Origin of the sequence: Leuconostoc sp. BM2 (assembly GCF_002095565.1) — a bacterium.
Lineage (GTDB): Bacteria > Bacillota > Bacilli > Lactobacillales > Lactobacillaceae > Leuconostoc > Leuconostoc falkenbergense.
This window is the reverse complement of record NZ_MOWQ01000025.1, coordinates 1-20,843: the sequence shown is the minus strand read 5'-3', so window position 1 is coordinate 20,843 and position 20,843 is coordinate 1. Positions and strand designations below refer to the sequence as shown.

Here is a 20,843-nt window from a genome sequence, read left to right as displayed (position 1 = left end):
ATGACGGCATTTTTTGACAAAAAAAAATCCTATTGGATTTTATAGTTGCATCTTAAATTGTTTAACGACGGCATAATCACCAATATAAGGCACATCTTCACCGTTAATTTTCTGATAAGGATCTTCGCCTTTTCCCGCCACAATCACAATGTCATGCTGTCCAGCATTCGAAATGGCCTTGTGAATTGCCTTAATCCGATCCATTTCAAAATGAACGACTAATAATTGATTATCAATGTGTTCAGCAATTTGGTGAGCAATGTCAAGCGGATTTTCAAATTGTGGGTCATCAGCCGTTAAATAAACAACGTCAGCCAATTCACTCACTACACGACCAAAATCAGCACGTCGTGACACCCCTTTATTGCCTGGCGAACCCACTACCACGATGACACGACCTTCGGGTGATTGCGACTGAGCAAAGTGTAACAAGGCCCTCATGGACGCGTAATTATGAGCGTAATCCACAAACGCAATGCCGTGATTTGGAATCGGTAAGCTCAACATGCGACCGGGAATGAACACTTCGTCCAAACCTTTTACCATTGCCTCGTGCTTAACGCCAGCAAAGGCAACCATCATCATCGCAGCTAAAGCATTTGATTCATTAAAGTCACCAGGTAAATTAAGACGATATTGCCCAATCATTTCTGGAAAATCGCTTTTTGTTACAGTAAATCGGCTCTCATGAATGGCACTTTCTTGTGTTGTTATCATGCAACGGTTGTACAAATACACTTTATCATGCTCGGCTTTAGCATGTGCATAAATTGTATCAAAATGGTCTGTCTCCGCATTGATAATCACCTCATCAGAGTGATCAAATAACATCATCTTATGCGCTAAATAATCTTCAAAAGTCGGATGTTCGTTTGGCCCAATATGATCTGGTGAAATATTTAAAAACGCACCAACATTGTACCGCAACGCGTAAACACGATTTTTAAGATAGGCTTGTGAGCTGACTTCCATAACCAAATGTGTCATGCCATTATCGACCGCTCGGCGCATATCTTTAAATAATTCATAAGACTCAGGTGTCGTTAAATCAGACTTTTTCTTATCTTGAGGTTCTGGACCCGTAATACGATCAACGGTGGAAAAAAGTGCCGTATGATTGTTTGTTGCTTCTTTAAGCATTGTATATGCAAAATAAGCCGCGGTAGTCTTCCCCTTTGTACCAGTGACAGCAGCAATCCAAAGGGATTTTTGAGGATAGTCAAAAAAAGCCATTGACAATAATGATAATGCTTTTTGGACGTTTGTGACCTGCCATTGTGGCAAATTTATTGCTAGGGGTTGCTCAACAATCAATCCGGTGATACCTTGGGCATCGGCTAAATACTCTGACTTAAAGGCACCTTTCACGACAAATAATGTATTATTACGTACTTGACGTGTATCATAATGCAAAAAGTCAAATGTCGCGTTGACATCAGCTGATTTGATTAACAAATGATGTTCATTTAAAATATCTTCAATTTGTTGCGATGTTAATTTTATTTGTCTCAATTATTTTTACCTTTTTTCATATTGGCAAACGCTATAATACTGATTACAATTATACCATCTTCGCGCAGAATCCTAGGGCAATCTAAACGCTATATCGCTAAAAATTAACCTTAAAAAGTCATTTTTAACTGAAAATTAAAAATTCAAACACAAGAATACCTCACATTGTTTCAAGGTTTGCGTTTGAATATATTGTCGTTAATCAGTTTCACTGGCAAGCTTACGAGCAGTCGCCGCTGCCATATCTGCGCTTGCAGCAGCATTATCTCGGTAAATATGTTTGTCATTAGCAACAGCATCATAAACTTTAGCTAATTCACGTGCCAAAACAGTCCGTACTTCATCAGTCGAATGCGTTTCCATCAGCATTTGACGTAAAGCAGAAGCATGTGCGAATCCACGCAAGTATATTTTAAAATAACGTTTCAACGCCTCAAAATGTTTTGGGGTGACTGTCGCATTGACCTCATCGAATAAATCTAACTGCAAGTTTAACAAATCAATTGATTCTGTCAAAGTGTGTTGGCGTGGACTTTTTTCAAACGCGTAAGGATTCTCAAAAATGCCCCGTCCAATCATAATACCATCTAATCCTGGATGAGCCTTTGCTAAGTCCAATCCTTGTTGACGCGTTTTGATGTCGCCATTAATTTGGATTAAGGTGTGTGGCGCAATATCATCACGCATCGCCAAAATCTCATCGATGAATTCAAAATGAGCCGGTACTTTTGACATTTCCTGTCGCGTTCGCAAATGCACTGTTAGCACAGCCACATTTTGCCGCAAAATGATGGGTAACCATTCCCTAAATTCTTCAGTCTTGTAGAAGCCTAGCCGTGTTTTAACCGAAACAGGTAGACCAGATTGCTTGGCCGCAGCCACAATCTGTCGTGCCAAATCTTCATGACGAATCAAATCCGAACCCGCGCCGTTTTTAATGACCGTTGCATCAGGGCAACCCATATTGATATCAACTGCTCGGTAACCCATTGAGGGTAAAAGTTTAGCAGCGCCAGCGATATCGTCTGGACGTCCGCCCCAAATTTGTGCAATCGGTTGCTGTTCATTTTCCGCTACCGCTAGACGACCTTGCACTGAAAATTTGGCCTTTGGGTGAATCATGGAACTGGCATTTGTGAATTCAGTATAATAGACGTCAGGAGCGCCTGCCTGAGCAACCACTCGGCGGAAAATAGTATCAGTAACTGCTTCCATAGGTGCCATACTAAAAAAAGGTTGCTTTTGATCGTGACCCATTTGTGCATTTGCCACGACTTCATCCCAAAATGGCAATGTTGTTATTGAATTTGACATATTGTGTTGCCTCATTATTTTATATTATCTACAAAAAAACATCTCTCCCATTTTACCACGGGCTAGATGTTTTCACAAAAGATTCACAAGTGCCTGCAAAGCACGTGAACGATCGTGATAATCAATTACTTCATTAATTGACATTTCTGACAAAGTCAATCCATTTTCAGCTTCAACGATATTGTCTAAGCCATCAATGTAATCACCTCGTCGACTATTTTCTGCAATTCGAACGCCACCTTTGCCTTGTGCCGTTAACAAACGATTGTCTGGCGTTGCTAAGCCCATCACAGCCAATAAATAACCTGATCGATCTATTGACGGTTGACGTAATAAGTCAAGAATATATTGTTGCTCTGCTTCAGTTCCTAAGATACCCTCTGCTTTGAACTCTCGCGCTGTCACAACACCAAAGCGATCCGGAAAAGCTGACAAATATAAGCCAGTATCATCTGATAAAACGTATTCATCAGGTAAATACTGATGGACAAATTGTGCCTTAACACGAGCATTTTCAATTTGAGAAGTCGTGGTTTCCGCTGGGAAAACTAATGTTTCGCCTAGAACATTTCGATAATTTTCTACTTGATGTCCCATCGCCTGCGCTAAAACGGCCACTTCTTCCGTTTTAGCAGTATTATTTGAAGCTAGAACAAATCGCATTAAATGCCTCCTTCTCTATGAATAGCGCTTAAAGTATAAAAAGAACCAGTTACCACAATCAATGCTTTTGAAGACTCACGGACCCTCATAGCCAGTGAAATTGCTGCCGAAGCATCGTTGGCAATCTCTACCTCAATATTTGGATAATCTGACAAAATATCGGCTGCCAGTTCATCTGCTGATAAAGCGCGTGTTTTATTATTAGGCGTAACCGTAATGACCCGTTGCACAAAAGGTACGATTTCATCCAACATTTCATGATAGTCTTTATCTTTTAACACACCCAAAATCAATGTTGGCTTGATTTTCAAGTGCCAAGCATTCAGCGCCGATACCAGCCCTCTAATACCATCAACATTGTGAGCTGCGTCAAACAAAATGTTGGTATCTTCATGATAATTCATGCGACCTAAGATTCTGACATTCGCCAATCCTTGTTTTGTTTTTGCGCGGTCAAAGACCATCCCTTTTTCAATTAACGCTGCTTTTATTTGTAAAACAATACTAAAATTGTGAACCTGAAAGGCACCAGACATACTTAGAAAATAGCCGCTTTCACCATTAATACTCAAATCTAATCCAGCTGGTGTTGTATTTAAGATTATAATTTCATCACGCTTGTGCTCGAACCATCGGGCGCCAACAGCATCTGTTCGCGCTTTCAATACTTTCGTAGCGTCAATATCTTGACCAGCATAATTAATGACCCATGTCCCTGATTTAATCAGCGCTGATTTATTCTCGGCTATTTCTTTAATGTTGTGACCCAATAGATTTTGATGATCAATGCTAATTTTGGTGAAAACCGTCAACATTGGTGCCTCAATCGCATTTGTAGCGTCTCGCAAGCCACCTAAACCAGCTTCAAATATGACAATGTCAACGCCATTGTCCACAAAAGCCAATAGTGAAATAATCGTCAAATATTCAAAATACGATAAATAATCAATTGCATGTCCGTGGGCGGCAAATGTTGCAACAACCTGATCATAGTAAGTCAGAAAATCATGTTTCGTAATCATTTCGCCATTAATACGAATCTGTTCACGATCATCCATGATGAAAGGACTAGAAAAATGACCATAAGTATAGCCATTAGCTTTCAAAACAGCACCTAACATGGCACCTGTTGACCCTTTACCGTTCGTACCAGCAATCTGAATGATTTTGAGTTTAGTGTCAGGATGGTCTAACCAACTGAGAACCTCGCGTAAAATAGGCACACGTGTATCGTCAATCACGCGCCATGTTTTGTCAAAACTTTTAATCACCCTTTTATAACGGGCTAAAATTTTGGTTTCACGTTTTTCTAATTGTTTATCCACTTGACTTCTCCGAAAAATAACTTAAATATATCTTAACATATATCACGTCTGTGTTAAATTGATTTGAACGAATACACCATCAAAAAAGCACCGAATGTGGTGCTTCAATAAGTCATAACATGTTTCAAGATAGAGGGTGTTCATATTATGCCTATCTTTTAATGACTTTTTCTAAAGGTATGCCATCTAACACATTCTCAAATTCAACATCCAACAATCTAGCAAAAGTTGGTGCTTCATCAACCAAACGCGCATCATCAATCGTAATATGTTCAATATCTGGGCCCGCCAATACTAGTGTTGTTTGATAATCAGGCTTATCAGGTCGAAAACCATGAACCGCTTTATAACGATCACTCGTGCCTAAATCAGCATCGTTTGTCGCTTCAACAACCGCTGGCCGGTTCACCTCATCAGTAAAGAAATAACCATTTTGTGCTTCAACAATGAAAGCAGCATCCGGATTGATATGCCATTTTATCAAATCGCTTGTCTGATAAATTGCTTCAACACCCTGAACTTGGTTAACAATTGACCGCACTTTACCTTGTAAACTATCATCTTTGATATAAACATATGTCGACCCGTCAGTGGTCTTAGCTAACACGCGCCAATCACCATCAATTAAGCCTTTTTCTGTAACAGCTAACCATCCTTGTTCAGCAAACAACTGATTAAGGTGAATCATATGATCAACGTTAATTTGGAAGTGATCACCAAGGACAACAAAATTTGTGTCTTCAAAATTACCAGCAACTTTTGTGGCTGCAATCAATTCGCCAAGATGCGCATCAAGGCGTTTTAAAGCTGCGTATGCTTCTGATGAACGCACGCCAAACTGATGCCGATGTGCGTCCATATCAACCAAATGAACGGCCAACAAATCTGGCTTTTTATTTTTTATCGTGTCAACCGCGGCAGCAGTAATAAAATTATCCAAATTGGGTTGCTTAATTCCGTTCCGTAACTTACCAAAACGTCGGTTCATATCAAACATAAAGTATGGCGTACTGGCATTAAACGAAACCAAAACTTGGTTCGTCCAAATGCGATTTGGGAAAATCTCAGCGATATTCCAAGTAATCGGTGCTTTTGCCGAAACCGGCCACAAAAATGCCGCCGTCTTCAGTCCTTTTTGGTGTGCTAAATCAAACAAAGTAGGTACCTGAATATCTTTAGCATACCAATACCAATCCGGTGAATCACCACGTTCTGGTTGTATTTTAGTGTTATTAACAATACCATGCTTTGCTGGATAAACACCTGTCATAATTGACGTATGCGATGGATAGGTCAAAGTCGGATAAATACCTTCCACTTTTTTGACATGAGCCCCACGCTGTATTAATTGCGCCAAATTGGGCATCATATCGAGATGCTGAGCGACATCTTCTGCGCCCAATGCATCAAACGACACAATCACTAGTGGATGTGTTAAAACCATGAATAAAATCCTCTCTACTGGCGCTGATTGGACGTCATTTTTATCAACAATCTCTTTTAAATTAGCATTTTTTCATCATGCTAATCTTCTATTTAGTAACCTTTGTTCAAATCAACCACATTTTGGATGAAAGTTTGGTCTTTCATAAAACTCGGTACATTTTTTTCGAATAATCGGAATAAGCCACCTACCCGACCCGCGTTAATATTTTCTCCCCAACTTGTGTGTTGAGTTAGTAGAATTTGAGGTCGTTCAAATAGTGGATGAGCATGAGGTAATGGCTCAGGTGTTGTCACATCTAACGCAGCATACTTAACACGTGAATCATCAATCGCTTCTAGCAAGGCAGATTGGTTCAAAGTAGTACCACGACCAATGTTTATAAACAAAAATAGTTGGTTAAATTGTGCAAAAAAATGATCATCAAAAAAATTTTCTGTATCTTTAGTCCCAGGTAACCCATCGACAACGACTTGTGCTTTAGCTAAACCAGCTTGATAGTCTGTAATTGGAAATGTCTCATCAAAACCAGCTACTGGTCGTCCGCTCGTATTGACACCATAGACTTTGCCACCAAATGCCTTGATATGATGCGCAATTTGTTGACCAATTCGGCCTGTACCAAACACTAAAACAGGCAATTCACTAATTAAGTATTGATCAGTAAATGGCTCCCAGTGTGTACGAGTAGCATAAACATTTAATCCTCGCGCAAAATATAGCAAATAACCCAATACTGTTTGAGCAATTGGTAATGCCTTCAAACCACTAGCATTGGTCACAGTGATACCACGTTTTGCCAACAAGGGCAATGGCAAATAATCCACACCAGCTGATTGTGCCTGAATCCATTTTAATTTAGTATTTGGTAAACTTAATATTTTGTTCCCGATGGTGTTATCCCAAGCATAGCTAATGACTACTTCTGATAGTTGATCATCAGTTACTGTGTCAGGTGTCACAACATCAATATCATACTGCGCAAGAAAATCTCTGTTTTCTTGCGTCAATGCTTTAACTGCGAGTAGTAATGTCATTTTGTCTCCAATTCTAGTTAACCCCATTATTATAACCTTATTATACATGATTTGTTTAGGCTGAACATGTCACCATTAAAAAATGAAGGGTTGAACAATTTGTTTCTAAGCGTTATAGTAGTTTTATCATATTTCTCTAAGAAAGAAGGATGGACAATGTCTGAACAACAGAAAGCAAAACCCGAAGATTTTGATTGGGATAACTTAGGATTTGAATATCATGATCTTCCCTATCGTTTCCGAGCTTATTATAAAGATGGTAAATGGAGTGAAGGTGGCCTTGAAACAGATGCCAACATTCCAGTTAATGAAGCTGCAACCGGCCTTCACTATGGCCAAAATATTTTTGAAGGATTAAAAGTATACCGTCGAAAAGATGGTGGTGCTAACTTGTTCCGCCCTGACCGCAACGCCAAGCGCCTGCAAAATTCCGCTGACCGTTTGATGATGGCGCCTGTACCAGAAGAACTCTTTTTACGCGCTTTAAAAGAAGTAACAAAGGCTAACCAAGACTTTATTCCGCCATACGGAACTGGTGCAACGCTTTATTTGCGTCCTTTTGAATTTGGTGGTGGCCCAGTGGTTGGTGTTCATCCAGCTGACAATTATGTTTTTGAAGTTTATGCAACACCTGTTGGTGCTTATTATAAGGGTGGCTTGACACCCACAGCTTACGTCACAAATCATTATGATCGTGCAGCACACGGTGGTACTGGCGCAGCCAAAGCTGGTGGTAACTATGGTGCTTCAATGTTGGCTGGTGATGAAGCACATAAAGCTGGTTACTCAGATGTCGTTTATCTTGATCCACGTCTTCACGAAAATATTGAAGAACTGGGATCAGCCAACTTCTTTGGTATTACAAAAGATGGTCGCTTCTTAACACCAAAATCACCTTCTATTCTGCCTTCAGTAACAAAGTATTCTTTGCTTGCTGTGGCCCAAGAACTTGGTTTGGAAGCTGAAGAAACAACAATATCGATCAATGATCTTGATCAGTTTGCTGAAGCTGGTGCAATGGGAACTGCTGCTGTCATTTCACCAGTTGGATCAATTACACACCAAGGCAACAAGCATGTCTTCTATTCTGAAACTGAAGTTGGGCCATGGACTCAAAAGCTATATGATCGTTTGACTGCGATCCAATATGGTGATCAAGAAGGTCCTGAAGGTTGGGCAGTTGATGTACCACTTGACTAATATTGAGAGAAAGCGCGGTTCGCGCTTTTTTATTTTGGCTATGTTCACAATTTGTTCACATTCAATCGCTATAATAGTATTAAAATACGAATAGTGAGGTATCTTATGTCCCCAGTTGAAGAAGCACTACGCCTTGGCGTTCATGTTGTTAATATTGCTACCTTAAGTCTCGATGGCACACACCCATCAAATCGATTTACTTACTATGCTTTACCTGAAACACTGACAAACTTTTTTTACATAACAACTTTCCGTCAATCTACAAAAGTAAAAGAAATTGAGAAGAACCCACATGTGTCATTCACAACTGCGCCAAGCAATGAAAAGAATGCTTGGGTTGGATCAAATGACGCCATTGCTGAAATTTTAGACACACCTATTCAAACAGTTTCTCACTTATTTGAAGATCAAATTGATGGCTGGCATGATACAGTCGGTGATTTAGATAGTAACGATTGGGTAGTCATTAAAATAACTTTTGCATCAGCGATGATTGTTTCACAAGATGGTGTCAGCTATTTTCCTGAAACAGAAGATGATTAAAAAATAAGCTTAACCAGATTGGTTAAGCTTATTTTTGTTTAATCGTAAATGAACGCTTTTTAGTTGATGGCTTTTTGACCGTTGGTTTTCCATTTTTGGACTTCGACTTTGATTTTGTTTTTGGACGCTGTTTATTATCTTTGGATTCACGTTTTGGCTTAGCATTTGGTTTATGTGAAGCGTTTTCACGTGGCTCTCTGACTCGGGGATTAATATTTTCTAACACAAAATAAGGCGCACCAAAATTAACGTACTCATATAAATAGTCTTGTAAGGTTTGTATTTTATCTTGGTTCGCCACGGGCTTATCGTTGTGATAAAAACCTTTTAACCGTAATTGTTCAGCTGAAATATCACCCACTATATAATCGTATTGTGCCAACAATGGTGTATATCGAATGGCTAATTTGTCCACATCAAAAGCGTCTTTAAAATTATCAACTAGTTCTAGCGTTAGACGGTCTATTTCAATTTCATCTCCACGACGCGTCACACGATAAACTGATTTTCGCTCTGCTTGCTGTGCTATCGTTTTTTCTTTAAGTGTTTCGTGATCCATTAGTTATCCCTTATATTTGTCAGTATAGTAGTCTGCCATTAATTCACGTAAAATAATGTTTAATGTAATTTCACTTGGTGCGTCAGCAATAATTGGAAAAAAAGGAATCCATTTATAATGATCTAAAGTAGCAATTTGATAGGTTCGATCCATTATTAGGTTCTCACCATGATATAAAATTTGACCATCTTGCTGCCGATCAATGCCATCAAAACGCATGTAACCAAACACTTTCCCCCTAAAGCCACTCCCTTTCATAGGAAAGTTGGCCAATTCAGCTGTCTGTTTTTCAATGCTGATCATCAAGTTTTTAATTTGTGCCCCAGTTAGTGTAATCAGCATCGGGTTGATGGCGTGCGGCATACTTTCTAATAACTCATAACGACTGAGTTCACCTTTAGGCAGATCTTCCACAAACATGCCCGTTGACACAAGTGCAGCAGGCACTTGATAGAAACTTTTTAAAGCCCTCAGGGCATCATAGGCTTGCTCATCAGTACCAATTGTTCTTGGCAAAACTGCGACATGCTGTGATTCTAGCTCATGACGTCCTGCATTAAGCCACCCTTTAATTAAATTGAAGTCGTCAACAGACTCTGGCAACTCATAAACTGGTGTTGTCACAGCTGTTTGATTAACAAGATGATGGCCCTCCAGCGTTAGAGTAACATCGCCAATGTTTTCACCATAGCGTCCTGCACCGGCTAAAATCGTCTGATTAATCATTTTTCCGTGGGGTAACAAATGGTGTGTGTGCGCACCAAGTATGACATCAATGTCATACTTTCTAGCTAGTCGCTCATCTGTTGGCAACCCCAAATGAGACAATAAAATGACAACATCTGTTTTATCTCTCAGTATTGGTAGGAAATAATCTAGTGTGTCGTCGACATCATGTGGTCGCCACCCTAGCGGCGGGTATGTTAGTTCATAAGGTACTGTTAGACCCAAAACACCAATTTTTGTACCCAAATCCGTTGTTAAAATTTTATATTTCTGCGCCCACTTTGGTTGACTATCATTGGGTAATTCTTTCAGATTTGCTAATAAGACATCAAAATTTGCTTTATCATATAAATGATTAAGGGCCTCATGAGACAACACAAGCCCTTCGTTATTACCAATTGTTACCCCATCATAATGACAATTGTTCATCAATTCAATATTTGCCCAGCCCATACTTGCATCCGTGAGGGGATGTAACCGGTCGATTGCATCGCCAATATCAAAAGTAAACGCTTCACTATAAGACATCTGTTTCTCATGTAAAAATCGTGCTATGCGTGGCCAATTTTCAAGATGTGAATGGATATCATTTGTATGTAATATGTGAATTGTTTCCATAACACCTCTCCTAAACGCGCTGCAAATAGTCTTTCTTTTTTCCAGCAATAATGGTAATCACTTCATTTTCACTTAACGGCGCACCAAATGGCACACTATCACTGGGCAAATAATCAATATCAGGTGAATCTACGCCGACATTAATATTTTCCTTAGCGTGAACACTGTAATTATGAATGTGCCCATGCAGATTAATTTGATTTTTTGTTAAACCTAACATCATCGGATAATGCGTCAAAAACACTTCATGATGATCAAATTTCAATCTGACACCAACCTCATGAAAGTCAAATTTTAGTTGACCATTCTGATTATGAAGTTGCTGTTTAGCCAAATATTTAAACAATGAACTGCTATCATGATTTCCCTTAATCAGCACGATATGACCGTTTAAACGCGATAAAATATCAAAAGTTTGTGCCATAATCAAGCTGGCTGGTTTAGTATATTTCATCGCAATATCACCAAGATGATAAACGGTGTCGTTAGGCTTCACTTTGGCATTCCAATTATTAATAATAGTTTCATTCATATCAGCCACTGTCAAAAATTGTGGGCGTGGTGAAAAAATTTGACTAGTTAGTAAACTATCATGATAAAAATGGGTATCTGCTGTATAAAAATTCATTGTTTACAAAAACTTCTCCACCAACTACTTACCAAAACGATAGACAAACTCTGAAAAGTCATCCAAGTTTGCTGGAAATGCATTTAATCCCCAAATGAGACGCTCTGGTTGACCAGGTACTTGGTAGCGAACGCCCCACTCATCGTTACGACTTGGATCATCATAGGATGGTCCACGATATTCAGTTAACCATGTTTTAATATAGGCCATGGCTTCTTGAGAAAAATGGTCCCACACATTGGTCATATCAACCCAATTTTCACGATAGCGCCAATTAAAGGGCTCCCCTTGAGCGTTATAGTGGGGATTATAGAAATCAAATTCAGGATCCAAAATATCTTTAGCTTCCTGAGATTTGTTGTCATTTTGCCAAAAAGCATGTCCCTCATGGCGCTTAATATAAACGTAATCAAACCCATTGACTAAATTTCCACGATAAAACACCAAAAAATCTAATCGTGTTTGTGCCATATTAAGCTCCAATCATTAAAAAGTCTTTTGACAAATCTGCTGTCAAATTTTCATATCCGTCTGCAGTCACAATAACATCATCCTCAATGCGAACACCACCCTTACCACCAAGGTAAATGCCAGGTTCAATTGTCAATAAATGACCGACTTGCATTTCATCACTAGAGCGCGGACTAATTGCAGGCCCTTCGTGAATATCAAGTCCCACACCGTGACCACCACCATGATTGTATTGCTGCCCGTAACCATGTTCAGTAATATAATCACGAGCGACTTTATCAATTTCGCTACCTGAAATGCCAGGTTTAACAATGGCAATGGCATTTTCATTTGCCTGCTTCACAATATCATAAATTTCTTTTAATTCATCACTGACTTGGCCAACAGCAATAGTTCGTGTGACATCTGATGTATAACCATCAACATAATATCCAAAGTCAATCGTTACCAATTCACCATCAGCTATTACCTTATCTGTCGCTTCACCATGTGGCAAAGCTGACCGGTACCCTGAAGCAACAATTGTGTCAAATGAAGCTTTTTCAGCGCCATATTTTTTTTGTAAACGATCTAACTCATTGGCTACTTCGCGCTCTGTTTTACCCGGTTGAATAAATTGTATTAGATCCTGAAAAGCCTTGACAGAAGCTGTTGCTGCAAGTCTAAGCGCAGCTAATTCACTTTCGTCTTTTACTTCCCGTAAAGTTTCAATAGCACTTGGTAGTGCATCAAATTCAATATTTGCAGGTAATAGTTCATCTAAATAATCATATATGTTATATGGCAAGTCTGCTTCAAAAGCCAAGTGTTTAATGCCAAATTCTTGGGCAGTTGCAACTGCATCTTCATAGTATGCTCTGGTTATTTTTAAATCAACCCCTTCAGGCAAACGGTTCTTATAGTCTTCTTCATATCGTGCATCTGTAATTAATCGTGCTTGATTTAGGCTAACAATGACAACACCATCACCTGTTCCACCCTCAAAACCAGTTAAATATTTTGTGTTAAAACCTTGATATACAATCATACCGTCTAAATCCAATTTAGTCAGCAACGCTTGTAGCTTTTTGAGCCGTGCTTCGTAATATTTTGTCATATTAATCTCTTTTCTCGTTCTGATTTCATTATAGCAAAAAAGACTGACCCAAGTCAGTCTTTAGACTAGTTACTTACTTTGCAGCAGCAACGATTTCATTGTATTGTTCACGTGTGTAAACAGATACTTGACGCTTTTCGCGACCTTTGCGTTCAAACTTAACAACACCATCTGTCAAAGCAAATAATGTGTCATCGCCACCCTTTTTAACGTTTACGCCTGGATAAATATGCGTACCACGTTGGCGGTAAATGATTGAACCAGCAGTCAAATCTTGTCCGTCAGCAACTTTAGTGCCTAAACGACGACCAGCTGAGTCACGACCGTTGGCTGAAGATCCACCACCTTTGTGGTGAGCGAACATTTGCAAGTTTTCTTGATTCATCAACATAAGTCTATTTCTCCTTTACAAGTAGTAATGATTACGCGATTGAATCAATCTTCACGCGTGTATATGGTTGGCGGTGGCCTTGCTTAGTATGTGAATGCTTCTTGGCACGGTACTTGAAAGTAACAACTTTCTTTTGCTTGCCTTGCTTTTCAACTGTGCCTTCGACCTTTGCACCATCAACAAATGGTGTACCAATCTTTGAATCAGTCAGAACAACTTGATCAAAAGTTACCTTTTCACCTTCAGCTGCATCCAACTTTTCAACGAAAATTGTGTCACCTTCAGCGACTTTATATTGTTTGCCGCCAGTTACAATAATTGCATATGCCATTATTGAATTCTCCTTATACTTAGACTCACCATCACAGGCGGTCGGGCCCTAGTCCCAAACATGCTTTAACCTGATCTGAGTGGTTGTAGCTTTGCTAACAACCCTTATATTTTACCAGTTGAAAATACATTAGTCAAATCTAATGTGCTATTTTGCAACTTTGGGCGTGAAATCATATAAACCTAATCCCGTTTCCTTGATAACGGTTGGATTGCCACGCCATAAAACTGCGAATTCTTGAAGCAAATCGTCTTGTGTCATATTCATATCGTCGCTTAACCACCGTGCAATCATTGCCCAGAAACCGGCGTTAATTGTCTCCCATTGATACTGTAATCGTCGGTTAACATCCTGAGTTGAGTCACTCACTTTAGTTTGCATTTGTGTCCGGAGACGATCAAATAGCGCATGTCGGAAAGAAGGATCAGCATGATGATTCAACACAGCATTATAAAATGCCGCTTGGCGACTGACGCTAGCAATCATTTCAGCAACAAGGAACGTGTCTTTTGTATGTAGCAATAAATCATTCAATATGACATCGTTGACTTCAGAAATCAAGTGCTCTTTATTTTCATAATACTTATAAAAGGTTCCCCGTGTGATATTGGCACGTGATAGTAATGTTGTGATTGAAAATCCTGGCTGTGTTGTCAATAATGCAATAGTGGCTGATTGAATAATTTGCCGAGTACGCACAATTCGAGCGTCAATTTTTTTGGGCACAGTTTTAATCCTCCTTTGTAGCATTTAATTTTATTATACCATCTCTAAACTGACACTAACCAAAAGTAACACACTTATGATAATGATTTAAAACTATGTACGGTGGCTCCCATTGTTGGGGTAAACGTCTTTCAAACTCAGAATTATGAAAAGGAATAGTTGAATTAGAATGTTTTGTGTTGCGGAGTCACCTTAAGTGATATCATATCATGCCAGTCACATTAATCTATATGCATACATCACAAATTTCATACATAATTTAGTTCACATTGTCCATGTTCTAAGTTTTAATTTATAGTCAACTCAATGGTCAAGTATCTGGTGTCAGCTAATTAATATGAATTGTGTTAGAATATCTCCATATAGCGCGTATGGGGAGAATCATGTCAGCATTCACATTATTATTTGTCTACACCTTAATCCTAATTGTGATTTTGGTTATTGGCATCGTTATTCATAATACTCACATGATTATCGCAGGTATAATTGGCGTTTGTGTGCAAGTTGCAATGCTAATCTACTTGTGCTATTTTATTGTGCCCTACATGTAGCTAAAAAAGTGCTATGAACCTCACAAATCTAGGTCACAACACTTTTATTATATTTCAACTATTCTTCATGTTTGGCGCCAATTTGATAAATGGCCTGTTCGATATTCAAATCACTTTTCATTTGTGCTACAATATCTGCTCGTTGCGCTGAACTTTTGTTGATTGCGTTAACTGACATTAAAATAATGGTATCAAACTTGTCGTGAAAACGTGACGCCACACTGCCGTCAATGTTATATTTACCTGTTTGAGCTGCTTTCACAATTGTAACGATACCATTTTTACCATACAATGCATCACGCAATGTTTGGGCATCAGCCTCGCTTAAATTACCACTGTTACTTTTTATAATTTTGTCAGCATCTTTTTCAATAGCCGACATCGTTGCCTGCTTTTTATAATTAAATTTGTTCAGATCACTAATTAACGCCTTTATGTCAGAACGTGACGTTTTCAAATGCTGATAGTCATCTTTTGGCATTGATACGCCGGCATATTTTGGTTGTTGACTGAATGTTATAAATGCAATAAGTAGTGCAACAATAATTGCTGCTAATGCAATAAATGCTTTTCTCATAAATAATCTCCACGTTTATCTTATTCTAGTATAAATCAAATAACGAATTAAAAAAACTCTTTCATGAATCGTTCTAAAATGGTATCATAGTAGAGTACGCGTTGGTAGCTCAGCTGGATAGAGCAGCCGGTTTCTACCCGGCAGGTCGAGGGTTCGACTCCCCCTCAACGCATTTTGACCATTTTCTCACAACTGTTGAGAGAATGGTTTTTATTTTAAAAAACGTGACATATCAGTATATAAGTCAAGCTTTTTATGTTACAAATTGACAATACAAAAACCGACTAGAAATCAATCTTGCCGGCACTTTTACTATGAAATATATCAATTGTTAGCGTTGTAATCAAATAAAAAAGCCTCAATAAGTTTAGATTGATTTTGTGTGTGAAAGCTTATTTTTGCAATCATTTAACCGACTGAGGTTTCGACACAATCTGTGTACATACTTATCATACGATAAGCTGATTATTTTGGCAACAAAAAATTGTGCGCTATTAGTAGATATTTCAGTCTGGTTATTACGTTTTTGAATTATATTGGCTGAGAGACAATAATTTTCTGATGCTTAAGCACCAGTTTTATTTGCTATAACTCTATCATTTCACTCCTGTGCCATGCTTTCTGTCACTCCCCCTACATTTTACACTTTTGTCACTCTAATCTGTTCTATGTAGTATCTTTTCGGACTATGCCAGAAAGATCGACATCACGATTAAAATATTATTTTTCAAATATTGCAGTGTCTCAGAACGAATACTCTCACATCCCCAGATGGGATAACCACCATATCAGCTATTATAAAGTTTCTGCGCCAACCAAACATTTTTGAAATGTGGCTTTGACTACACTTAAAACATTGGCAAACTTGAAATCTTGAGTTATGTTTGGAAACAGTTTGCATTAGAGTGAATCCTTTTTTCTCATCAGCACCTCTAGAAATGTATAAATGAAAACTTTTAATTCATTGAATATAATTTATTGGTGCGAATAGGAAAATTTGAATAATCAAAATTCAGTCTCACTCTTAATGAAACCACTTGAAATCATTAAAAATAGTTGATAGATAATGACTTCAGCTTCAAATCAGGTTGTGAATCCCATATCTGGTGCATTGAACGAGTCAGTAATATAATATACAATTATATGGTTATATATCATTTGCCAAAGGAAATGAAAAAAATGGGAACTAAAGTCAAAGATTACTATGATGTAAATTATGGCTACTTTTTATCCGAAAAAATATCTAATGTCTATGAAAACTTTGATGAAGAGCACTTTATATCATTACTTAAACCTGAGCTAGAGACATTAAGCTTTAATAATCGACAAATTTTATTGGCCGAATCCCTAAAATCCACTATCCAACTGAATTATGACGATACGATTTATATTTTCACAAAAATACTTGGTGATGAAATCGAAGGTAGCCTTGGTATGTTTACACAAGGTTGGTGGCTATGGCCATTAAGTAAATATGTTGCTCATAAGTCAATAATTCGGAATGTTTTTTATCTAGGGCTGAACTGATTAGGCAACTTTTATTTTTTGATTGGCAAGACTGATTCTTTCGTTGTTAAACCAATGAATATACTTGGACACATCTAAAATTAGATGTGCAATCGATGGAAACCGGAATTGATAAATCATTTCACGCTTTAATAGGGAGTGAAAACTTTCAATTTTGGCATTATCATATGGATGTCCTAGTTTTGAATACGAATGATCAATTTTATGTCGCTTTAACAAATTTTCAAAGCCAAAACTAGTGAACTGACTGCCCATATCAGTATGTAAATAATTTGGTTTTTTATCAGTTGACAGCGATCTTTGTAGTGTTGTAACTACCAATTTGGTATCCATCGTGGCACTGATTTGATGGGCTAATATCTTACGCGTTTGTAACTCTAAAACTGACGCTAAATAGACCCACTGACCATTACTCAACTTTAAATAAGTGATGTCCATGCTCCAAGCGTTGGCTTCGGGTAAATGCCTGATTAAGTTGGGACGTTGACGATAATCAACAGTTGTCGTTGGTTTGTTAAATCGACGAGTCATGACAGAGTATATGCCAGCTTCTCGCATTAAACGACGTACTCGGTTGGTTCCATGATGTAAATTCAGATCAGCTAATGCCAATCGCAGACGTGGCGCGCCATAAGCTTTATAGTTATTTTGCCAAATTTCACGCAACAAAGCTTTTAAAATCGTGTCTTCTCGTTGTCGTTGGCTCTCAGTATAGTGAACCCAATCAAAGTAGGTGCTTTTGGGTATTTTGAGTAGGCGAAGCACCATCATCAGTTTAAAATGCTGTTTTAGCAATGATTGGACAATAGGAAAATGGGTCTTACGTGTTACTTGCGATGCTCGCCCAGCAAAACGGCCGCAATTTTTAAAATTTCGTTTTCTTCTTTGAGTCTTGCGACTTCTTTCTGCATTGCATTAAATTGGGCGCGAGTCACTGGCTTACCGGTAACGTCCGTCCCAATGATTTGGGCTTTCTTCACCCAACCCGTGACGGTTTGTACAGCCAAATGGTATTCATTGGCTAGAGAATTAGCAGAACGTCCCTCGTTATACAAGGTGACAATTGATGACTTAAATTCTGTTGAGTATCGCTTAGCTTTCATAATATAAAAAAACTCCTATACTTGATTATCTCGGATTATGCCCTAGAAATAAAGCGGTCCGGATTTTCAGTATACGAGCAGTAAGCTCAAAAATCAACGGGAATGAAATATCCTTTCCAGGTTACTATTTTGTTAAAACAATTGGTCATGAAGCTGGTACGCTATCATCTCAAATTTTAGATTATACCAAAAACGAGATGGATGCTGGTTTTACTGATTTTTTGAATCATAATATTAGCTCTTCACATATATATAAAGATGCTCATGGGGCCTACACTTACGCAGGATTTCAGGTCATGCAAGATCAGTATGGAAATGTAAAAACTTATATTGCTAATATTAATAATCCAACTCCTAGTTTGCAGGAAGCAATTGAGCAATTTAACAATTGGCAATTTCATTGGCTAAAAACAACGGATGAAGGTGAATGTAAATTTAACTCAAATGATATTCCGTATGTTGACCAAAGTTATGGAAAGATTAACCATTACTTTGGATATTCATCAGATCCAAACGATCCAGGATTGGCATGGGCTAAGCAACACGGAGGTAATTTTTATATTAATGTTAAAGACATTATATTACCCTCTACATTAGTACGATACGTTTATGCGCCTTATGAGCGTCCAGAGACACCAGGATTAAGTAGCTGGACAATTGTGAACAAGCCAGAAAATCCAGGCAATCCTGGGACGATCATTGATCCGAAGATACCAAATGATCCTAAGCAACCAAGTGGGACGGATAAGGCCAGTTTGGAAAAGGTCATTACCAAGACGATTCACTATGTAGACGAACAAGGCAAGCAGTTATTAGCCGATAAGGCTTATCAAGTGACGTATACCCGAACAGCCACCTACCATGTGAATAACGCCGGTGAAGTGTCAGCGGTTGAGTATAGTGACTGGCAAACCGAAAATGATGACTTAGGTAACAATGGGGAACCAAGTATTAGTGATTATTATGTTAAGGTAGCGGAACCAGACGCGATTAGGGATAATCATGTTAAGGCAGACGCCAGCAACATTGAGACGAAGATTGTTTATGCTCAAGTTCAAATTAAGACAGCGGTTGACGTACCCGAGGCGCACGGCTGGGCGGTTGATGTACCAGAGCCAGTCTACGTGAAAACAGCCGTTGATGTACCGGAAGCTCACGGCTGGGCGGTTGATGTACCAGAGCCAGTCTACGTGAAAACAGCCGTTGATGTACCCGAAGCGCACGGTTGGGCGGTTGATGTACCAGAACCAGTTTATGTGAAAACAGCTGTTGACGTACCCGAGGCACATGGTTGGGCAGTTGACGTACCAGAACCAGTTTACGTGAAGACAGCGGTTGACGTACCGGAGGCACATGGTTGGGCAGTTGACGTACCAGAACCAGTTTACGAGAAGACAGCGGTTGACGTACCGGAGGCTCACGGTTGGGCGGTTGATGTACCAGAGCCAGTTTACGAGAAGACAGCTGTTGATGTACCCGAGGCACATGGTTGGGCGGTTGACGTACCCGAGGCGCATGGCTGGGCAGTTGATGTGCCAGAGCCAGTTTACGTGAAGACAGCGGTTGGCGTACCGGAGGCACATGGTTGGGCAGTTGATGTGCCAGAACCAGTTTACGAGAAAACAGCGGTTGACGTACCGGAGGCGCATGGCTGGGCGGTTGATGTGCCAGAACCAGCTTACGTGAAAACAGCGGTTGATGTACCCGAGGCACATGGTTGGGCGGTTGATGTGCCAGAACCAGTTTACGAGAAAACAGCCGTTGACGTACCCGAAGCTCACGGCTGGGCAGTTGATGTGCCAGAACTAGTTTACGAGAAGACAGCCGTTGATGTACCCGAAGCTCACGGTTGGGCAGTTGATGTGCCAGAACCAGTTTATGAGAAGACAGCCGTTGATGTACCCGAAGCTCACGGCTGGGCGGTTGATGTACCAGAGCCAGTTTACGAGAAAACAGCTGTTGATGTACCCGAGGCGCATGGCTGGGCGGTTGATGTACCAGAACCAGTTTATGTGAAAACAGCGGTTGATGTACCTGAGCCGATTTACATTAAGACAAAAGTTGATATACCAGAGCCTGCTAAATTAACCAAAACAGAAACTAAAATTAACAACAAAAAAATTGTCAAAAACGCTTTTGAAAAACCAACTCTTCAATCAGAAATTGAGCAAAACAATTTTAAGAAGCAACTACCACAAACCTCTGCAACGCCTAAAAAGTCAGGAAGCTCTATAATTGCAGTATGCATAACGCTAGTTTGTTCACTTTTGCTGACGTTAAAAAAATTAAATCACAAATTTTTTTAAAAAATGAAAAAAAACGTAACGTTGTTATTTAGTAAAACGGTTACAATAAAGTGAAAAGACATGTGGTAATAAGTCAAGTGGAAATTAAAATCACGGTTGAATTAAAGGAGGTGAAATATCTTAAAGAAGCGCTATTTTAATAAGCTTATGCATCGATAAAATTTGATGATAAGCTGAATTTAAACTTTGTTAAGT

At 39.0% G+C, this 20,843-nt stretch carries 21 protein-coding genes, 1 tRNA gene, 1 pseudogene and 1 other annotated feature; of the genes and pseudogenes, 6 read left to right on the top strand and 17 right to left on the bottom strand.

Annotation, left to right across the window (positions count from 1 at the left end; genetic code table 11):
* Positions 1-39 precede the first annotated feature (39 nt).
* The 6 genes from murE to BMG01_RS07370 form a co-directional block, all read right to left on the bottom strand.
* Entirely contained in the window at positions 40-1,503 is a 1,464-nt protein-coding gene (gene murE, locus BMG01_RS07395) for a UDP-N-acetylmuramyl-tripeptide synthetase (protein ID WP_036066551.1), read from the bottom strand.
* Between the two features lie 207 nt (positions 1,504-1,710).
* Positions 1,711-2,826: a tRNA-dihydrouridine synthase gene (locus tag BMG01_RS07390; RefSeq protein ID WP_004911559.1), complete on the bottom strand. Its 1,116-nt coding sequence runs from the start codon at positions 2,824-2,826 to the stop codon at positions 1,711-1,713.
* 72 nt (positions 2,827-2,898) lie between these two features.
* Complete coding sequence (locus BMG01_RS07385) at positions 2,899-3,489, bottom strand: non-canonical purine NTP pyrophosphatase (RefSeq protein WP_004911558.1); 591 nt, start codon at positions 3,487-3,489, stop codon at positions 2,899-2,901.
* On the bottom strand, positions 3,489-4,814 hold the full coding sequence (locus tag BMG01_RS07380; protein WP_004911556.1) for a folylpolyglutamate synthase/dihydrofolate synthase family protein: 1,326 nt from the start codon (positions 4,812-4,814) through the stop codon (positions 3,489-3,491). The genes BMG01_RS07385 and BMG01_RS07380 overlap by 1 nt, the downstream gene beginning before the upstream one ends.
* A 151-nt stretch (positions 4,815-4,965) precedes the next feature.
* Positions 4,966-6,258, bottom strand: coding sequence for an alkaline phosphatase family protein (locus BMG01_RS07375; protein ID WP_004911553.1), 1,293 nt, complete (start codon positions 6,256-6,258; stop codon positions 4,966-4,968).
* 92 nt (positions 6,259-6,350) lie between these two features.
* Positions 6,351-7,295, bottom strand: coding sequence for an NAD(P)-dependent oxidoreductase (locus tag BMG01_RS07370; RefSeq protein WP_004911550.1), 945 nt, complete (start codon positions 7,293-7,295; stop codon positions 6,351-6,353).
* A 156-nt stretch (positions 7,296-7,451) separates the two neighbouring features.
* On the opposite strand from BMG01_RS07370, the gene BMG01_RS07365 reads away from it, so the two are divergent.
* Both BMG01_RS07365 and BMG01_RS07360 read left to right on the top strand, forming a co-directional pair.
* Complete coding sequence (locus tag BMG01_RS07365) at positions 7,452-8,495, top strand: branched-chain amino acid aminotransferase (RefSeq protein ID WP_004911548.1); 1,044 nt, start codon at positions 7,452-7,454, stop codon at positions 8,493-8,495.
* Positions 8,496-8,600: 105 nt separating this feature from the next.
* Positions 8,601-9,038 carry a pyridoxamine 5'-phosphate oxidase family protein gene (locus BMG01_RS07360; protein ID WP_004911546.1) on the top strand — a complete coding sequence of 146 codons (438 nt, stop codon included), beginning with the start codon at positions 8,601-8,603 and terminating at the stop codon, positions 9,036-9,038.
* A gap of 28 nt (positions 9,039-9,066) precedes the next feature.
* Here the strand turns inward: BMG01_RS07360 and BMG01_RS07355 are convergent, their stop codons facing one another.
* The 8 genes from BMG01_RS07355 to BMG01_RS07320 form a co-directional block, all read right to left on the bottom strand.
* Positions 9,067-9,597 (bottom strand): YutD family protein, encoded by a 531-nt coding sequence (locus BMG01_RS07355; RefSeq protein ID WP_004911544.1) that lies wholly within the window; start codon positions 9,595-9,597, stop codon positions 9,067-9,069.
* Positions 9,598-9,600: 3 nt separating this feature from the next.
* Positions 9,601-10,941, bottom strand: a complete 1,341-nt coding sequence (locus tag BMG01_RS07350) for a bifunctional UDP-sugar hydrolase/5'-nucleotidase (protein WP_004911542.1) — start codon at positions 10,939-10,941, stop codon at positions 9,601-9,603.
* 10 nt (positions 10,942-10,951) lie between these two features.
* Entirely contained in the window at positions 10,952-11,569 is a 618-nt protein-coding gene (locus tag BMG01_RS07345) for a metallophosphoesterase family protein (protein WP_004911540.1), read from the bottom strand.
* Positions 11,570-11,593: 24 nt separating this feature from the next.
* Positions 11,594-12,040, bottom strand: coding sequence for a hypothetical protein (locus tag BMG01_RS07340; protein ID WP_004911539.1), 447 nt, complete (start codon positions 12,038-12,040; stop codon positions 11,594-11,596).
* Position 12,041: 1 nt separating this feature from the next.
* A complete protein-coding gene (locus tag BMG01_RS07335; protein WP_036068689.1) occupies positions 12,042-13,136 on the bottom strand; it encodes an aminopeptidase P family protein in 1,095 nt (364 codons plus the stop codon).
* Positions 13,137-13,209: 73 nt separating this feature from the next.
* Positions 13,210-13,527, bottom strand: a complete 318-nt coding sequence (gene rpmA / locus BMG01_RS07330; protein ID WP_002814840.1) for a 50S ribosomal protein L27 — start codon at positions 13,525-13,527, stop codon at positions 13,210-13,212.
* 31 nt (positions 13,528-13,558) lie between these two features.
* Positions 13,559-13,858 carry a 50S ribosomal protein L21 gene (gene rplU, locus BMG01_RS07325; RefSeq protein WP_004911533.1) on the bottom strand — a complete coding sequence of 100 codons (300 nt, stop codon included), beginning with the start codon at positions 13,856-13,858 and terminating at the stop codon, positions 13,559-13,561.
* A gap of 11 nt (positions 13,859-13,869) precedes the next feature.
* Positions 13,870-13,953: a sequence feature (ribosomal protein L21 leader region), on the bottom strand.
* Positions 13,954-14,005: 52 nt separating this feature from the next.
* Entirely contained in the window at positions 14,006-14,584 is a 579-nt protein-coding gene (locus BMG01_RS07320; RefSeq protein ID WP_004911530.1) for a TetR/AcrR family transcriptional regulator, read from the bottom strand.
* 383 nt (positions 14,585-14,967) lie between these two features.
* Between BMG01_RS07320 and BMG01_RS11200 the strand changes: the two genes are divergently transcribed.
* Entirely contained in the window at positions 14,968-15,135 is a 168-nt protein-coding gene (locus BMG01_RS11200) for a hypothetical protein (RefSeq protein ID WP_155816953.1), read from the top strand.
* Between the two features lie 58 nt (positions 15,136-15,193).
* Here BMG01_RS11200 and BMG01_RS07315 read toward each other — a convergent pair whose 3' ends face one another.
* Positions 15,194-15,712 carry a hypothetical protein gene (locus tag BMG01_RS07315; RefSeq protein ID WP_004910802.1) on the bottom strand — a complete coding sequence of 173 codons (519 nt, stop codon included), beginning with the start codon at positions 15,710-15,712 and terminating at the stop codon, positions 15,194-15,196.
* Between the two features lie 98 nt (positions 15,713-15,810).
* Here BMG01_RS07315 and BMG01_RS07310 point away from each other — a divergent pair.
* A tRNA-Arg gene (locus BMG01_RS07310) sits at positions 15,811-15,884 on the top strand.
* A gap of 1,007 nt (positions 15,885-16,891) precedes the next feature.
* A complete protein-coding gene (locus BMG01_RS07305; protein ID WP_004910803.1) occupies positions 16,892-17,239 on the top strand; it encodes a hypothetical protein in 348 nt (115 codons plus the stop codon).
* On the opposite strand, the pseudogene BMG01_RS07300 reads toward BMG01_RS07305, so the two are convergent.
* A pseudogene (locus BMG01_RS07300) lies at positions 17,240-18,067 on the bottom strand (IS3 family transposase); the annotation flags it as partial.
* Positions 18,067-18,342: a transposase gene (locus BMG01_RS07295; protein WP_004906421.1), complete on the bottom strand. Its 276-nt coding sequence runs from the start codon at positions 18,340-18,342 to the stop codon at positions 18,067-18,069. The pseudogene BMG01_RS07300 and the gene BMG01_RS07295, both read right to left, overlap by 1 nt.
* 296 nt (positions 18,343-18,638) lie before the next feature.
* Here BMG01_RS07295 and BMG01_RS07290 point away from each other — a divergent pair, with 296 nt between their 5' ends.
* Positions 18,639-20,648 (top strand): hypothetical protein, encoded by a 2,010-nt coding sequence (locus BMG01_RS07290; RefSeq protein ID WP_143471403.1) that lies wholly within the window; start codon positions 18,639-18,641, stop codon positions 20,646-20,648.
* Positions 20,649-20,843 lie beyond the last annotated feature (195 nt).

Excerpts from the sequence above, each read along its gene's own strand:
- BMG01_RS07345 (WP_004911540.1), bottom strand. The coding sequence starts at position 11,569 with ATGAATTTTTATACAGCAGATACCCATTTTTATCATGATAGTTTACTA.
- BMG01_RS07375 (WP_004911553.1), bottom strand. The coding sequence starts at position 6,258 with ATGGTTTTAACACATCCACTAGTGATTGTGTCGTTTGATGCATTGGGC.
- BMG01_RS07360 (WP_004911546.1), top strand. The coding sequence starts at position 8,601 with ATGTCCCCAGTTGAAGAAGCACTACGCCTTGGCGTTCATGTTGTTAAT.
- BMG01_RS07365 (WP_004911548.1), top strand. The coding sequence starts at position 7,452 with ATGTCTGAACAACAGAAAGCAAAACCCGAAGATTTTGATTGGGATAAC.
- rpmA (WP_002814840.1), bottom strand. The coding sequence starts at position 13,527 with ATGTTGATGAATCAAGAAAACTTGCAAATGTTCGCTCACCACAAAGGT.
- BMG01_RS07295 (WP_004906421.1), bottom strand. The coding sequence starts at position 18,342 with ATGAAAGCTAAGCGATACTCAACAGAATTTAAGTCATCAATTGTCACC.
- BMG01_RS07290 (WP_143471403.1), top strand. The coding sequence starts at position 18,639 with ATGCAAGATCAGTATGGAAATGTAAAAACTTATATTGCTAATATTAAT.
- BMG01_RS07385 (WP_004911558.1), bottom strand. The coding sequence starts at position 3,489 with ATGCGATTTGTTCTAGCTTCAAATAATACTGCTAAAACGGAAGAAGTG.
- BMG01_RS07355 (WP_004911544.1), bottom strand. The coding sequence starts at position 9,597 with ATGGATCACGAAACACTTAAAGAAAAAACGATAGCACAGCAAGCAGAG.
- BMG01_RS07390 (WP_004911559.1), bottom strand. The coding sequence starts at position 2,826 with ATGTCAAATTCAATAACAACATTGCCATTTTGGGATGAAGTCGTGGCA.
- BMG01_RS07350 (WP_004911542.1), bottom strand. The coding sequence starts at position 10,941 with ATGGAAACAATTCACATATTACATACAAATGATATCCATTCACATCTT.
- BMG01_RS07305 (WP_004910803.1), top strand. The coding sequence starts at position 16,892 with ATGGGAACTAAAGTCAAAGATTACTATGATGTAAATTATGGCTACTTT.
- BMG01_RS07370 (WP_004911550.1), bottom strand. The coding sequence starts at position 7,295 with ATGACATTACTACTCGCAGTTAAAGCATTGACGCAAGAAAACAGAGAT.
- BMG01_RS07335 (WP_036068689.1), bottom strand. The coding sequence starts at position 13,136 with ATGACAAAATATTACGAAGCACGGCTCAAAAAGCTACAAGCGTTGCTG.
- rplU (WP_004911533.1), bottom strand. The coding sequence starts at position 13,858 with ATGGCATATGCAATTATTGTAACTGGCGGCAAACAATATAAAGTCGCT.
- BMG01_RS07340 (WP_004911539.1), bottom strand. The coding sequence starts at position 12,040 with ATGGCACAAACACGATTAGATTTTTTGGTGTTTTATCGTGGAAATTTA.
- BMG01_RS07315 (WP_004910802.1), bottom strand. The coding sequence starts at position 15,712 with ATGAGAAAAGCATTTATTGCATTAGCAGCAATTATTGTTGCACTACTT.
- BMG01_RS11200 (WP_155816953.1), top strand. The coding sequence starts at position 14,968 with ATGTCAGCATTCACATTATTATTTGTCTACACCTTAATCCTAATTGTG.